The 16,267-nt window shown below is 58.2% G+C and carries 11 protein-coding genes; 7 read left to right on the top strand and 4 right to left on the bottom strand.

Going from position 1 to position 16,267, the window contains the following annotated elements:
- Positions 1–250: 250 nt before the first annotated feature.
- The 6 genes from P792_RS32655 (at position 251) to P792_RS32630 (ending at position 8,902) form a co-directional block, all read left to right on the top strand.
- Positions 251–1,357, top strand: a complete 1,107-nt coding sequence (locus P792_RS32655; protein WP_023979556.1) for a P1 family peptidase — start codon at positions 251–253, stop codon at positions 1,355–1,357.
- Positions 1,358–1,577: 220 nt separating this feature from the next.
- Positions 1,578–3,230 carry an NAD-dependent malic enzyme gene (locus P792_RS32650; RefSeq protein ID WP_031241334.1) on the top strand — a complete coding sequence of 551 codons (1,653 nt, stop codon included), beginning with the start codon at positions 1,578–1,580 and terminating at the stop codon, positions 3,228–3,230.
- A gap of 1 nt (position 3,231) precedes the next feature.
- Positions 3,232–4,635: a lyase family protein gene (locus P792_RS32645; RefSeq protein WP_023979554.1), complete on the top strand. Its 1,404-nt coding sequence runs from the start codon at positions 3,232–3,234 to the stop codon at positions 4,633–4,635.
- 313 nt (positions 4,636–4,948) lie between these two features.
- On the top strand, positions 4,949–6,259 hold the full coding sequence (locus P792_RS36700; protein ID WP_023979553.1) for an AAA family ATPase: 1,311 nt from the start codon (positions 4,949–4,951) through the stop codon (positions 6,257–6,259).
- The gene (locus P792_RS36130) at positions 6,259–7,053 is read left to right on the top strand and encodes a hypothetical protein (protein ID WP_023979552.1); all 795 of its coding nucleotides are present in this window, start codon (positions 6,259–6,261) and stop codon (positions 7,051–7,053) included. The genes P792_RS36700 and P792_RS36130 overlap by 1 nt, the downstream gene beginning before the upstream one ends.
- A 349-nt stretch (positions 7,054–7,402) precedes the next feature.
- Positions 7,403–8,902, top strand: coding sequence for a S10 family peptidase (locus tag P792_RS32630; protein WP_023979550.1), 1,500 nt, complete (start codon positions 7,403–7,405; stop codon positions 8,900–8,902).
- A gap of 66 nt (positions 8,903–8,968) precedes the next feature.
- Here P792_RS32630 and P792_RS32625 read toward each other — a convergent pair whose 3' ends face one another.
- The 4 genes from P792_RS32625 to P792_RS32610 form a co-directional block, all read right to left on the bottom strand.
- A complete protein-coding gene (locus P792_RS32625) occupies positions 8,969–10,474 on the bottom strand; it encodes an aldehyde dehydrogenase family protein (RefSeq protein ID WP_023979549.1) in 1,506 nt (501 codons plus the stop codon).
- Positions 10,475–10,722: 248 nt separating this feature from the next.
- Entirely contained in the window at positions 10,723–11,514 is a 792-nt protein-coding gene (locus tag P792_RS32620) for a deaminated glutathione amidase (protein ID WP_023979548.1), read from the bottom strand.
- A gap of 112 nt (positions 11,515–11,626) precedes the next feature.
- The gene (locus P792_RS32615; RefSeq protein ID WP_023979547.1) at positions 11,627–12,580 is read right to left on the bottom strand and encodes an N-acetylglucosamine kinase; all 954 of its coding nucleotides are present in this window, start codon (positions 12,578–12,580) and stop codon (positions 11,627–11,629) included.
- A 92-nt stretch (positions 12,581–12,672) separates the two neighbouring features.
- Positions 12,673–15,147, bottom strand: a complete 2,475-nt coding sequence (locus tag P792_RS32610; RefSeq protein WP_031241330.1) for a TonB-dependent receptor — start codon at positions 15,145–15,147, stop codon at positions 12,673–12,675.
- A 327-nt stretch (positions 15,148–15,474) separates the two neighbouring features.
- Here P792_RS32610 and nagB point away from each other — a divergent pair, with 327 nt between their 5' ends.
- Positions 15,475–16,242 (top strand): glucosamine-6-phosphate deaminase, encoded by a 768-nt coding sequence (gene nagB / locus P792_RS32605; protein WP_023979545.1) that lies wholly within the window; start codon positions 15,475–15,477, stop codon positions 16,240–16,242.
- The last annotated feature ends 25 nt before the right edge of the window (positions 16,243–16,267 follow it).

Raw genomic sequence — 16,267 nt, 5'->3', positions numbered from 1 at the left:
CCACCATCAGCTTCCTGCCTAAAGCTTTCAGGACCCGATCTGTTGCGAAACGGAGAAAGCGCCTCTCGATCCCCAACGGGATCGAGAGGCGCTTTTTTCTTTTGGGCTGGATGATGCTTGTCCGGAAGCGCACCGCCTTGTGCCGCTGGCTAACTCACCGCGGGCCAGTGCAGGTGCTTCATTGCTCCCTTGCGTGTAATCGCTCTAGTTTGGCCCGCCCGAACCAGCATATGCCCAAAGGACCCCCGCCATGAAACGCCGTGCTTTCTGCCTCGCCAGCCTGGCAGCGACAGCGCTTGCGAGCACACGCAAGACCCGGGCCGCGTCACACGGCCATGTGGGGCAATCCAACACACTTGCTGATGTTGCGGGCCTCAAGATCGGGCAGGCGCAGGATAGCGCTCGCCGCACTGGTGTGACCGTTATTTTGCCGGACCAGCCCGTACCCTGTGCTGTCGATGTGCGCGGCGGCGGTCCCGGCACACGTGAAACTGACGCGCTGAATGGCTGGAATCTCGTGCATCGTATCGATGCCCTCACCCTCTCGGGCGGGTCGGTTTACGGCCTGGCCGCTGCCGATGGGGTGGCCGCATGGCTCGGCGCGCAGGGGCGTGGCTTTGCCATGCGCCGTGTTGCGGGTGTGCCCGTCTCGCCCATCGTTCCAGCCGCAATCCTGTATGACCTCGATAATGGCGGAGACAAGAACTGGGGCGAAACCCCACCCTATCGGGCCCTCGGTATGCAGGCCGTGCGCGATGCGCAGCCCAACCTCGAACTTGGCACAATTGGCGCGGGATACGGTGCGACATCGGGCCGGCTCAAGGGGGGTATTGGTTCAGCCTCCTGGGTCACGGAGGATGGAATCACAGTTGCAGCCCTTGTCGCCGTTAACAGCCTTGGTGCCGTGACACCACCGCATCAGCGTCAGTTCTGGGCCGCCCCTTTCGAGCAGGGGCGGGAGTTCGGTGGCCTTGGAGTCTCCACCGCTACGGTCGCCCCCGATGACTGGACCGGCACGAAACTCGACCCCGCCCCACGTGCCAACACGACCCTGGCCTGCATCGCCACGGATGCGACCCTTGATCAGGACGACCTCAAGCGCATTGCCATGATGGCACAGGATGGGCTCGCCCGGGCCGTTCACCCCGTCCACTCGCCTTTCGATGGCGATACGATCTTCGCGCTCTCGACGCAGCGCCGCACAATAAAAGACGAAGGGCGGGCTCTGATGGTGGCTCGTCTGGGCAGTATTGCCGCCGATGTGCTGGCCCGCGCCGTCGCGAGAGGGGTTTACACCGCAACGCGCCCACCGGGCATGAACATCGACCTGTGGTCGGACATACCGTCGCGCCGGTAATCACGCGCCAATAATCACGCACCGGTAATTCCACCCCGGCGCGACAGCCACCCCAGCGGGCCGACAACACAGAGGGCGGGGCAGGAAAATAATGCCGGGATAATAACGCTGCGATCACGTTAGCTCTATCAGGGCTCGCCACATGACTCAGCATATGTTTTTCTTCCTGCCCGCGATTTCTGGCGAAACCGCCCCGACCATTTTTTCCGGAGACAAGCCCATGACCAGAACGCTGTCTGTTGCGCTCTCGGGGCAGGATCTGCTCAACCATCCCTTCCTCAACAAGGGCCTCGCCTTTTCCAGCGAGGAGCGCGATGCTTTCGAGCTGCATGGCCTCCTGCCAAAAGCCGTCCAGACGCTGGACCAACAGGTTGAGGCAGCGCTGAAATTCCTCGATGCCCTGCCCTCGCCTTTTGCACGCCATGTGCATCTGCGCGAATTGCAGGATACGAACGAAACGCTGTTCTACGCGCTGTTGACCCGCAAGATCGATGCCATGCTGCCGCTGGTCTATACCCCCACCGTGGGTGAAGCCTGCCAGCGTTTCTCCGAGATCTGGCGTCGTCCGCGTGGCCTGTTCCTGAGCTACCCCGAGCGCGAGTCGATGGAAGATATCCTCGACAACCCGGCCTATGACGATGTGCGTGTGATTGTCGTGACAGACGGCGAGCGTATCCTTGGTCTTGGTGATCAGGGCGCAGGCGGCATGGGCATCCCCATTGGCAAGCTGTCGCTCTACACGACCTGCGCGGGTATCTCGCCTGACCAGACCCTGCCGATCGTGCTCGATACCGGCACCAATAATCAGGATCTGCTGCAGAACCCGGCCTATATCGGCTGGCGTCACGAGCGCGTACGCGGCGCAGAATATGACGCCTTCATAGAGCGCTTTGTGACCGCCGTTCAGACACGCTGGCCCCATGTAGCCCTGCACTGGGAAGATTTCAGCGGCGCCAATGCGGCCCCCATCCTCGATCGCTATCGCGACCGGCTTTGCACCTTCAATGACGACATTCAGGGTACGGCGGCCGTCACCACTGCTGCCATTCTGAGCGCCAATGCGGCCCATGACGGCAAGCTGAAAGACGAAACCATCGTCATGCTCGGCGCGGGCTCGGCGGGTGTGGGCATCGCCAAGCTGCTGCTTCAGGTCATGCTCGATGAAGGCGCGAGCGAGGAAGACGCGCTGGCCCGCTTCTACATGCTCGATCAGGACGGGCTGTTGCTGGACGGGCGCGAAGGGCTGACCGACGGTCAGGCGCTTTTTGCCCGCAAGGACTGGAAAGACCGCCCCACCGATTTCGAAAGCGTCATGCGCGAATGCAAGGCCAGCATCCTGATTGGCGTGTCCGGCGTGAAGGGGCTGTTTACCGAGACCATCGTGCGCGAGATGAGCAAGACCTGCAAACGCCCGATCATCTTCCCCCTCTCCAACCCGACCTCTCATTCCGAAGCGACCCCTGAGGATATCATGGCCTGGTCGGATGAGCGCGCACTGGTCAGTACGGGCAGCCCCTTCCCGCCGCTCGACCTGCATGGCCGCACCCATCGCGTGGACCAGACCAACAACGCCTATATCTTCCCCGGTCTCGGGCTCTGCCTGCTGGCCACCGGCGCGACCCGCGTGACGGATTCCATGTTCATGGCCGCAGCCCGCGGGCTTGCCTCGCTTTCGCCGCTGCGCAGCAACCCCGATGGCAATCTGCTGCCGCCCGTCACGCAGCTGCGCAAGGTGGCTCTGGCCGTGGCCGAAGCCGCCGCCCGTCAGGCGCGTGAAGATGGCGTTTGCCCCTCTTTCAGCGATGAAGAATTGCTTGAACGCATCCAGTCTCTGGTCTGGACGCCCGAATATTGTGCTTATGAGAAGATCTGACATGACCGACACACGCATTGAAAGCGACGGCCTCGGCGAAATCGAAATCCAGGCCGACAAGCTCTGGGGCGCGCAGACGCAGCGCTCGCTTCATTATTTCAGCATCGGCCGCGAGCTGATGCCACGCGAGATGATCGAGGCCTATGCCATCGTCAAGCGTGCCTGTGCGAGCGCCAACCATCAGAGCGGCCGTCTGGGCGAGACGCAGTACAAGCTGATCACCAGTGTTTGCGATGAAATCCTTGCCGGTCAGCACGCCGACATGTTCCCGCTTCATGTCTGGATGACCGGCTCTGGTACCCAGTTCAACATGAACATCAACGAGGTCATCTCGAACCGCGCCTGCCAGCTTTCCGGCGAAGCTTTGGGCAGCAAGCGCCCGGTTCATCCTAATGACCACGTCAACATGTCGCAGTCCTCCAACGACAACTTCCCAACCGCCATGCATGTGGCCGTCGTTCTGGGCAGCCGTCGCAGGCTGATCCCGGCCCTGACCCGTCTGGCGGAATCCATCGAGGCCAAGGCCGAAGAGTGGAAGGACATCGTCAAGATTGGTCGCACCCATATGCAGGATGCCGTGCCGGTCACGCTGGGTCAGGAATTCCACGGCTATGCCGGAATGTTGCGCGAGAACATCGCCCGTATTCAGGAAGCCGAGAAGGGTCTCTACCCCCTCGCCCTTGGCGGCACAGCACTTGGCACCGGCATCAACACCGATGCCCCCTTTGCTGGTCGCGCCTGCGCCGAAATTGCCCGGCTGAGCGACGCCGCCTTCATCAGCGGCGAAAACAAGTTCGCCCTGCAGGGCGCGCATGATGCGCTCGTGCATTTCTCGGGCGCGCTGCGCACCACGGCAGGCGCGCTTTACAAGATCGCGAACGATATCCGCCTGCTCTCCTGCGGCCCGCGCGCCGGTTTTGCCGAGCTTCATCTGCCCGAAAACGAGCCCGGCTCGTCCATCATGCCCGGCAAGGTCAACCCGACCCAGGCCGAAGCGCTGGCCATGCTGGCCGTGCAGGTGATGGCCAACGACGTGGCGGTTGGGTTCGGCGGTGCCGGTGGTCTGCTTGAAATGAACGTCTACAAGCCGCTCATCATCCAGAACATCATGCAGAGCATCACCCTACTGCATGACGGCAGCGAGAACTTCCGCACCTTCCTGATTGAAGGCACCAAGCCGAACCTCGCCCGCATCGAGCGCTATGTGGCGGAGTCCGTCATGCTGGTGACGGCCCTCGCCCCCACCATCGGCTACGACACAGCCTCAAAAGTCGCGCATCACGCCATGGACCATGACTGCACGCTGAAAGAGGCCGCCTTGGCCCTGAATGCCGTCAGTGAAGCCGATTTCGACCGACTGGTCGACCCGCGCACCATGCTGGCACCGAATTTGAAGGGGAAGTAAGAGAAAGCGGGGCTCTGCCCCGCCCCCCGGAAAGGGGCAGAAGCCCCTTTCATCGCGGAGGTTTTCATAGTCTCTATTCTATTTTATCGGGACGCAGTTGCGGCAGAGTTGAGCTGGAGTGCTCCGTATAAGCCTACTGTTAGTAATTGTCCTCAGTTTCGGTCAGATTTGCAGCATCGCGGGTGTTTAAGATGCCGCTTCTTACCGAGCGACCAACGTTACGCGACTTGCCAATTCCTCTATGACACGCCATTAATATGAGCCTGGCCTTGCGCGCTACGGGTGACGTCCATATCTATCTTCCGGATCCAAGATGTACGTATCCTCACTTTCTATAAGAAACATACGAGCGATTTCGGACTTCCGGTTCGAAGTAAAACCTGCAGAATGCGCTGGTTGGCACGTAATTTTAGGTGATAATGCTTCTGGAAAGTCGAGCCTTATCAAATCCTTAGCCATAATTTTCGCAGGCGGACCAAAAGTAAGCGCCTCCCGCCAGATTTGGGAGGATTGGCTTTCCCAAGGTTCTAGTACTGGAGAGATAGCAGTAGTTATCAACCGCAACGAACCATTCGACCAGTACGCGTTAAGAGGGCGTCAGCCGAAAACCTTCACTATGCGTGCGACGATAGAGCGCAAACAAATGGACCTCACGCCTGGAACTCGTGCAGAGGTAACAATCCTATTCAGCAGCCAGAACTCGAGAACTGCAGAAAGAACGATTTGGGCAAATGGTAACGGCTGGTTTAGTTCGTCATTCGGCCCTTTTCGACGGTTCAGCGGTGGCGACCGTGATTGGGAACGTCTGTTCGTTTCGCCAGAATATCGAAGGATTGCAGCCCACCTATCTGCATTCGGAGAAGATGTAGCGTTCACCGAGGCCTTGTACTGGCTGCAGCAACTTAAAGTCACGTCCCTTGAGAGCCCATCAAGTAAGGACGGTCAGATACTGGAAGCTGTGAAAAATTTTGTAAATTCTTCGCAACTCCTGCCTCACAACAGCCAGATCGCCGATATTACGACGAAGGCTATCACATTGAAAGACGCAGCTGGGGCCTCTGTGAATGTCGACCAGATGAGTGATGGTTATCGGTCGGTTCTAAGTCTAACATTTGAGCTTCTAAGGCAGATGTTTCTCTCGTTTGGCGAGGACATTATGCTCAAGGCGCTGACAGTCAATCCGGGAACGGTTGAGGTTCCCGGCGTTGTCGCGATCGATGAAATAGATGCCCATCTACATCCGACATGGCAAACGCGTATTGGCGACTGGTTCGTCGACCATTTCCCAAAGATCCAGTTCGTCATCACTACTCACAGCCCTCTCGTCTGCCGCGCGGCAAGGCGAGGGTCGATCTGGCGTTTGCCAACTCCAGGTTCGAACGGGAATGCTGTCCGGGTGCAAGGGCAGGAGCTTGATCGTTTGGTTAAAGGTAACATTTTGGAAGCGTATGGGACCGATTATTTTGGTAAAGACGTGGACGTCCCTGAAGCATCTAAAGTAGCAGAACAGAACATAGCACGGCTATCAATGCTTAAGGTGCAAGGACGCATCTCTCCCGAACAGGACGAGATACTTAGAAGCCTACAAGCCGCGCGTCCCACAGTTGCATCGAAGATAGACTGATGCTCACTACTGCTGTCTGCGAACTTGTCGATCAAGACAAAATGGCACTCCGAACAAAGCAGGACGAGATAGATAGAGTACTAGATTTCAAAACGCGGGTCGGGCTCGCGAAACAGCTGTTTAACGACAAGTCTCGCGTTCTATTTAGCAGGGTCAGGGCTGCATTGGCGGTCGCTTCAGGTGATTTGGTGAGATGCGGCTATTGTGAAGATTCTTGCGCTGACGAGGTTGAACATGTCTGGCCCAAAAATTTCTACCCTGGTCGCACATTCGATCATTCGAACTATATGTTTGTATGTGGAATCTGCAACCCCGCCAAAAACGACAAGTTCAGCGTTAGGTGCGAGGGTGAATGGCTCGACCTCCCCACTCAGAGAAAGGTAGTCGGCTTTGTTGATCCTTTGAGTACAGAATCACGCTTCATAGACCCACTTTCTGAAGATCCGCTAGATTTCCTTTGGCTCGACATCTTGGCAGGGACATTCATGATTGTCCCGATACATGACCCCGGCACCTTGGAGTATGAGCGCGCCGACTATACGATCAACGTACTTCGATTGAATAAAGAGGACTTAGTTGAGGCACGTAAAAACGCCTATACTGGCTTTTGTGATCGTATGCACCGTTATGTCGATTGCAAGCTGAGTGGCGAAGGACAACCGCAACTCGACCATCGACTTCTCGAATTGCGCCGCGCGCCACATCAAACTGTACGTAAGGAAATGCAGCGTCAATCAGGAGTGTTAGATGCACCACATCCTGCAATAGAAAGCGCCTTAGAGGTTTTCAGTTAACTTCAGGGTAGCGCTAATGCTGCAACCGGGCCGGAATTGCAGAATTGGCATTTCGCCGGATAAAAAACGAACAACTTCGATCCCGAGGAAGGTATCAATCTTCGCCTTCCTTGATTGCATTCAAGTACCAAACATGCCTCTTGATTGCTTTCCCGGTGATGTCAGCTTTCGGCGAAAAATAATTGTCCGACGCAAGGTCAAACGTCACCATATTAGGCTGAGCTCATTAACGGGTTTCCAAAGGGCGACGGCCCTTTGGCGGGTTTCAGGGCAGCGCCCTGATCCTCTCCTCCCACATTGCACCCCTTTCCGAGATTGTTATACTGTTCCAAACTCGAAAGGACTTTGCATGTCGCGCAAGACTCTTGTTGTGGCGTTGCTGGCTTCGGCCTGCTTCGCCCTGCCCCGCCTTCCCGCTGGCCACGCGGCAGAGCCCGCCAAAAGCGAGGCACCGAAGGAGGGATTGGCGGCGCTGCTGCCTGCGGATTCCATCACCAAGCATCATCTGACCGCAGGCGGCCAGAGCATTGCCTATACTGCCCATGCGGGCACGGTCACGCTGCGTGACAAGGAGGGCAAGCCCTCCGCCAAGGTCTTTTATGTGGCCTATACGAAGGACGGGGCGAACGCCCAGACGCGCCCGGTATCGTTCTTCTTCAATGGCGGCCCCGGCGCAGGGACGGCCTATCTGAATCTCGGTGCGGCTGGCCCGCGCGTGCTGCAATTCCCGACAGATCATCCGGAAGATGGCGCGCGCGCCCATCTGGCCGACAACCCGGATAGCTGGCTGCCCGCCACCGACATGGTGTTCATCGATGCCGTAGGCACAGGCTATTCGCAGCCGACCGACCCGAAAAAGGCTGCCGAGCAGTTCTACAGCGTCACCAAGGATGGCGAGGCTTTCGCCAAGGCCATTGCGCTCTGGGTGGGTGAAAACGGACGTCAGGGCTCGCCGCATTATCTGGTGGGCGAGAGCTATGGCGGCATCCGCTCGGCACAGGTGGCCGATGCGTTGCAGCAGCAGCAGAACCTTATCGTCAATGGCATCGTGATGATCTCACCGGCCATCCAGATGCAGTTTCTGGACAACACGAATAACCCGATGGCCTCGGCCATGGCGCTGCCCACCTTCATTGCCTCGCACCTGTCGCAAACCGGCAAGCTGACGCCGCAGGCGGTGGATGAAGCCTATCACTATGCACTCGGGCCGTATCTGACCACCATCGCCAATGCCCCGCCGAAGGGGGATGACGCGAAGAAATTCTATACCGATCTAGCCGCTCGCACCGGCCTGCCGGTGGATGTCATCACCAAGGAAATGGGCGAGCCCAACCCGTTTGCGCATGACGTGCGCAGCCGTGATGGCCGCCTGTACGGCATTTACGACTTCACCCAGTCGATACCCGATCCCTATGCCGATGGCATCGAGAACGGCCAGAGCCCGGAAATGACGCTGTCCGGCTTCGGTCGTGCCTATGGCAATGCCTATAGCGGCTATCTGGCCAATGAGCTCGGCTACAAGACCGACCTCACCTATGATCTGCTGAGCATGGAAGTGAACGGCGCCTGGAAATTCACCAGCTCCGGCTCACAACTGACCGATCAGGTCGGTATCCTGCGCAAGATGCTGGCGCTCGACCCCAGCCTGCATATCTTCATCGCCAATGGCTATTTCGACATGGCGTGCCCGTTCGGCACTACGCGCTGGACCAAGGACCATATCCCGGTCGGGGCCGATCGTATTGCACTGCATCTCTATGAAGGCGGGCATATGCTCTACACCCGCCCTGCCAGCCGCGCCGCGCTCACGCATGACGTTTCGGCATTTTATAACGACACGTCCAAGTAAGACTGTCGGGCACGGGGTTTAACGCCCCGTGCCAGGAGAGGGGCAACGGCCCCCTCCCCTCCCGTTTCAGAAGAAACCGAGTTTCGTCTCGCTATAGCTGACCAGTAGGTTCTTGGTTTGCTGGTAGTGGTCGAGCAGCATCTTGTGCGTCTCGCGGCCGATACCGGATTTCTTGTAGCCACCGAAGGCCGCATGGGCGGGATAGGCGTGGTAGCAATTCACCCATACGCGCCCGGCCTGTAGCCCACGCCCCATGCGATAGCAGGTGTTCGCGTCACGGCTCCATACGCCCGCACCCAGACCGAACTCGGTATCATTGGCAATGGCCAGGGCTTCTTCCTCGGTCTTGAAGGTCGTGACTGCCAGAACGGGGCCGAAGATTTCCTCCTGGAAAATACGCATCTTGTTATTACCACGGAACACAGTCGGCTCGATGTAAAAGCCGTCAGCCAGCGTTCCGCCAAGTTTTGCCGCCTTGCCACCCGTCAGAAGCTCGGCCCCTTCTTCCTTGCCGATAGCGATATAGGACAGGATCTTGTCCTGCTGCATCTGCGAGTTCTGGGCCCCCATCATGGTAGCGGGATCGAGCGGGTCGCCCTGTTTGATGGCCCGCACGCGCGGCAGCACTTTCTCCATGAAGCGCTCATAGATGGATTCATGCACCAGCGCACGGCTCGGGCAGGAGCAGATCTGCCCCTGATTGAGCGCGAACATGGCAAAACCCTCAATGGCCTTATCGAGATAGGAATCATCACGATCCATCACATCGGCAAAGAAGATATTGGAGGATTTGCCACCCAGTTCGAGCGTCGCAGGAATGAGGTTTTCTGCCGCGGCATGAGCAATGGTCTTGCCCACGCCGGTCGAACCCGTGAAGGCCACTTTGGCAATGCGTGAACTTTTAGCGAGGTAATCCCCCACATCGCGCCCGCTGCCATTGACGATATTAAGCACGCCCGGCGGAAACAGATCACCAATAATATCCATCACCACCAGAATACTGGCGGGCGTCGTCTGGGCGGGCTTCATGACCACGCAATTACCGGCGGCAAGCGCAGGCGCCAGCTTCCATGCAGCCATCAGGATCGGGAAATTCCAGGGAATGATCTGCGCGACAACACCCAGCGGCTCATGAAAATGGTAGGCCACGGTGGTGTCGTTGATTTCGCCCAGACTACCTTCCTGCGCCCGAATGCACCCGGCAAAATAGCGGAAATGGTCAATCGCCAGCGGAATATCGGCGTTGAGCGTCTCACGCACCGGTTTGCCGTTATCCCAGGTTTCGGCACGGGCAATGAGGTCGAGATTGGCCTCCATGCGGTCCGCTGCCTTAAGCAGAAGAAGCGCCCGGTCAGCCACCGAGGTCCGGCCCCATGACTCACGCGCCTGCTCGGCGGCATCGAGCGCCATGTCGATATCAGCAGGGGTGGAATGGGGAACCTGGCACAGCACGCGACCATCAACTGGCGAGTGATTATCAACATACTGGCCGGAAACTGGCTCACGCCACTGTCCGCCGATGAAATTGCCATAGCGTTCGCGAAATGGAGAGGCTGCCTTGTTTCCCGACATTTTATCTACCTTTTCAGCAGGCTGTAGGACGACATCTTTGGGGGATGTCTGAGCCTAACCACCCGAACTTAATATACCCGTTATCAGCAACAGAATTACTGTGCCGTTTAACGTTATTCATGAGATAAACATGAAAAAGCCGGTCGGGTTTACTCAAGCTCGCGAGAGGTCACCGCTTCGTGAGAGCGCAAGAAGGGCAGCACTGTCGCCAGAAAGAGGCGACCACGCCCTGCATCTTCGCTGCACTCTCAAAGATCGTCGCGCAGAACAGGCGCAGCGAAGCGCCGGTTTTCGAGCACGGGCAATATGCGCCTGACCTCCTGCACATGGCTCTGGTCGAGTGTCGCCATGATCAGCCCCGGTCGGGCGCCCTGCGCGGACACCACCACGCCAAGCGGGTCGATCACCATGCTGTTGCCGATATTCTGCGGACCGCACTCCCCCGCCCCCAGCACATAACAGGTGTTTTCGAGCGCTCTGGCCGCCAGCATGATTTCCCAGTGCCGCTCCTTGCCGGGCCCGCGCAACCATGCGGCAGGCACAACAATTGCCTCCGCACCCGAGAGCGCCAGATGACGTGCAATTTCCGGAAAGCGCACATCGTAGCAGGTCATGAACCCGATCCGCACGCCACCGATATCGAGAACAGGTGGCAGGTCATGGCCGGGGGCAATCAGGCGTGATTCCTGCATGGCAAAGGCATCGTAGAGATGCAGCTTTCTGTAGCAGGTCAGGATAGCACCATCGGCCATGACAACGAGCGTATTATGAAACCGCCCTGCCCCATCAGGCACGTTCACGCAAAACGCGACCGTAATATCCTGCGTGACCGCCAGCAACCCGGTGACAAACGGCCCATCCAGCTTCTGCGCCGTGCGCAGAACATGATCCGGGTCTGCCGGATCGCGCGCCAGGATCCCTTCGGGCAGAACAAGCAGCTTTGCGCCACCCGCTCGGGCCTCCGCGATCATTCCGCTCGCTATGGCAAGGTTTTCTTCCCATTGGGCCGAAACGATGAATTGTCCAAGCGCGACGCGCATCGCAAGCTCCATTCCGGTGCGTGATCTCGCCACCCTAGACTGGCGAGGCACGCCTTGCCATCACGTCGTCACCGTTGTGACGCGATAGAGGCTGCGAAATTGCCGAAGCGCCCTAGCTGATCCCGGCAGCCTCCAGCGCCTCACCCAGGCGCGCGACAAAGGCGCTGTCCGTAACCCAGCCCGCCAGCTGAGCGGCAACGAGCACGGCTCCTCCTATGGGGGGCAAACCCGGCGCGACAGGTACGCCACATTGCTGCGTGATACGCTCGCGCAGAACAGGACTGCGCATGGTTCCCCCGGCATAGCTCCATGCCAGATGCGGCGCGCCGAGCCTGTGACGCAGGGCATGAACATGCCGCGCAAGGTGCTCTGCCGCCTGCGCAAACAGGTCATGCGAGACGACACATCCCTGCTCTGCCAGTCGCCCCAGCCCTGCTGTGAGGGCTGCCACGGCCGGTCGGGCCTCGTGCAGCCCTGCATACCATTCCTGAAGAGCGCTCGTGCACCCGGTAGTTTCCTCCGGCCAGCCCTGCATCCTCGCAAAGCGCGCCTGAAAGCCGGTTTCGTCAGGGAGGCGCCCATCCAGAACCTGCGCCAGATGCGCAAGGGCCAGACGCCCGATCCAGTAGGCACTTCCCTCATCACCGAAAAGACTGCCCCAGCCACCCACACGGGCTGTCCGCCCCTGCTCATCCTGCCCCCAGGCCATCGACCCCGTGCCGGAAAGCAGCAGCACGCCCGGCCCATTCAGAAAGGCACCCCGGCAGGCCATATCGACATCATTATGGATGACATGAGGCGCGGGACAGGCTGCACCAAGTGTCTGCGCCAGTTCGCGGCTGAGACGCCCGCTCTCGCCAAATCCAGCCATGCCGAAAGCTGCGGCACGAATATAGGGCTGCTGACCCTCCAGTAGCCCTGTAATCACGCTCCGCCACTCTGGCACGTCAAACGGGTTGGACCCACCGGCCTTGCGTATGTCGGCAAGGGAGGCGTCGGGTCTGACGCGCAGAAGGAGTGTTTTCGTGCCGCCGCCATCAATGGCGACAATATCGTTGTTCCGCACGTGTTTCCCGTCTCTAGGCCATTGAAACGCGCCCGGACATTCTCCGGGCAGGGGCGATGAGTCAAGTCGATCCGGTTATTCATCCCCCCGGATCAGAACCCGGTCGAGAGTGAAACCAGAGCCGCGAAGTTGCCACCAACGAGATAGATCGGTGAGCCAGCCTTGGTCTGATTGCCGTAAATCCCTGTGCGGCTCTGGGCGCTGGTGACGAAACTGGCTGGTGCGGAACGATAGATGTTGTTACCGATATTGACCAGATTGAGCTGGATTTTCGGGCCGTTCAAATGCGCGACATGAGGCAGGCGATAACCAAGCGTGATGTCTGACACGACATAGCCCGGCATGCGCTGGTCATTCATGAACGTGGAATATTGCGAGCTGATATAACGCAGGCTGAAATTCCCGAAAAACTGTCTGTTGTCGTCATAGGCCAGACCAACGGACGCTGTCACATGCGGTGTGGCCACCATCGTCTTGCCCGCCGTTGGCAGATAATCGATGACAGACTGACCCGCTGCGTTGGTCGCCGAGACAGGCAGATTATTATCCGTTGTCGCGTGCAGGTACTGGGCCGAGACATAAGGGCTGAAATGATGCCAGGGCTTGAGCCCCAGCTCACCTTGAATACCGCGGATCGTCTCGCCACCCACATTGATGGGCATGGAAACGAGCGTATTGGTGCCAGGAATATAGGAGGTGGAGCTTACCTGATGATTGGTCAGGTTCATGTTGAACGCCGAAACCTGAAAATGGATCAGCGTGCCGTTATGACGATAACCGATTTCCTCACCAATACCGTATTCGCCCTTCAGGCTGCCTGGCTGTGACGTGGCACCCACCGAGTTGGGATCGAAAATCTGGCTATAGGCCTGCACCGAAGCCGGCGCACGTAATGAGGTCGTGCCATTGATATAGATCTGGTCCTTGGACGTCAGGGCATAGCTGATGGCAATTTGTGGCAGGGGTGCGAAGTAATTGCGCACTGTCTTGTAGGGATCGGCCCCGGGCACGTCATTCGTCCCCTGACGTGACACCATGACCGTACGAAAGCCCGCGCTCAGTGTCAGCTTGTCATTGAGCAGTTTGAGTGTGTCGGCAATGAACAGCGCGTTGATCTGCTGCATGAAATTGAGGTTGTAGCCGCTCAGCAGATCGCCGCCCGGCACGCGGATGCCATACGCTCCATAAGAATTGGCAGCCTTGCCCGAGAAATCCACGGTCGCGAAGGTCGAGTGCTCCTCATGCGTTGCATAGGAATACCAGTAACCGCCAGACAGCGTGTTGTGCCCGGAGGTCCAGTCCAGAGACGTATTGATGGCACCGACTTTCTGGTTCCACGGATCGACCGCAACTGTCGCAATCTTGCCGTTGGTGACGTAAGGCTGGTTCAGATTGCCATAGACCTGCGTCCCGAAAGTACCTCCGGATGCCGGAATATTCTCGCCACCAACAGCGGGGCCGAACTGATGAACATAATAAGGCGTGACACTCAGCTTGAGCCCGCGTGCCAGCGTGAAATGCATGGGCACCACCACATCCTGCGAGTTCAGATTGCTCAACTGAAGCTTGTAGTAGCTGGCATCCCCTGGCGTGTAGTGATCACTGTAGGTCAGCCCCTCGCCCCATTGCTTCCACTGGGCCGCCGTTGGCGACCGGAAAGGCGTCTGCTCCTGTTTGTTGAAGCCGAAAATGGCGCTGATCGAGTTACCATCACCCCATTCCTTCACGAACTTCGCATCCACATGGTAGCGCTTCAGCCCGCCGGGACCACGCCAGTTATTGTTCGATTGGTGCGAAAACGATACGAAACCACGAATGCCAGTCTGGCCGATATCACCCGTATCCAGACGGAGGAATTCCTTGTTGGCGCTCTTGTTGCCTCCCATCAGATTGATGAAGCCACCATATTTGTGCGACGGGTTCAGCGCTGTCGCTGAAATTTGCCCACCAACCGCGTTGAATGTCGGCGCATTGAGATCGGGCGAGCCTTGTGAAACCGTCACGGAGCCCAGATTTTCCGTATCGACAAGCATCGCCGTGTAAGGCTCGTAATTGATCGGATCAGCCAGCGGTGCACCTTCAAACAGGTAACCGATCTGGCTCTGGTTCATGCCACGCATGGTGATATTGTCACCCGCCGTCGCAAGCGGACTTTGATTGGCATAGACCACGCCCGGCAGATTGGCGATCATCGACGAGATATTGCCCGTGGGCGCCTGCTTGGCGATGAAATCGCGCGTCACCCCGCTTTGTGAGCGCGGCGCAGTCTGCTTTGGCATCAACCCGCCGCCCGGCGTGGTATTGGTCGTCCCATCTGCATGACGGCTGGATGATCTGACCGAGATTTCCTCTGCCTGCGGGTTGGGCCCCAGAACAGAACCCTCAGTCGCATTCCCCGCCCGGCGATGCGCAGTGCCTGCCTTATGCGCCGGAGCGGCAACCGGCGCCTTGCCGGACTGTCCGCTTCCATCGGGCGTTTCCGCTGCCTGTGCGGCGATTGCGCCAACTACCGAATTCATTACGATAGCGGAACAGAAAACAAGGAGATCACGTCTTAGATGGCGCATGGTCCACTCCCGTCTGCGTGGAGGATTCAAAATAAATCGGCCGCGATGGGAAGAACAGTTTGTTGTTCGTCCGGATCGTTCCGCGTTCTTGCAAAACGTTAGACGGCTGATTTTCGCCCTGCAATTGTTTAGTGGAAAAACTAAGTGATTTGCCAGTTTTCTATAAAATTAGCGCCAGAAAACCACCATTTCGTCACGTTTGAGTGTCGATCCCGAGATTTTCACTTAATTTATGTCGATAAACAAAGGGGGAGATCTTATCAGGAGATGGAATCGGTATCGCCCCGGATGTATCAGGGGCTTCACAACACAGGATCATGACCGTCCATGCGCCTTATTATTATGCCAGAGTCCAGCTCCGCCATGCGACTCGCCGCTGCCGAAATTGCCTCAGTGATGACCTCCTGCGCATCGCCTGTGCTCGGCTTGGCAACAGGGAGGACCATGGAAGGCGTCTATGGGGATCTGGTCAGACTTCATCAGAAACAAGGGCTCGATTTTTCATGCACGACCAGCTTCAATCTTGATGAATATGTTGGCCTCTCTGCCGATGACCGCAGGTCCTACCATTACTACATGAACGATCTGCTTTTTCGTCACGTCAATATTTCTCCTGCAAACGTCCACCTCCCAAACGGGGTCGCCGCTGATCTTGCGCAGGAATGTGCGGATTACGAGCAATCGATACGCAATGCGGGCGGGATTGATCTGCAATTACTCGGCATCGGCGATACAGGGCATATCGGCTTCAACGAGCCGCCCTCGCCATTCGACACGCGCACGCGCTGTGTCACGCTCAATGAGCGCACCCGCGAGCAGAACGCCGCCATGTTCGGTGGTGACCCTCAAAAGGTGCCTGATCGGGCCCTGACGATGGGCGTCGGGACCATTCTCGAAGCGAAACATCTTCTGCTTCTTGCGCTTGGTTCTGCCAAGGCAGATATCGTGGCGTGCGCCCTTGAAGGTGATGTCACGCCGCAGGTCAGCGCGTCGGCCATTCGGCTTCATGACCGTTGCACGGTCATTCTGGACGAGGCCAGCGCCTCTGCCCTGACAGAGCAGACGAGACGCGATGCAGACTTCCGGCCGCGCTGAAAATCCCGTGTGCTGCGTCGCATTT

It is taken from the genome of Asaia sp. SF2.1, assembly GCF_000505765.1.
Classification (GTDB): domain Bacteria; phylum Pseudomonadota; class Alphaproteobacteria; order Acetobacterales; family Acetobacteraceae; genus Asaia; species Asaia bogorensis.
The sequence above is the reverse complement of the archived record's forward strand: the minus strand, read 5'-3'. Positions and strand labels throughout refer to the sequence as shown.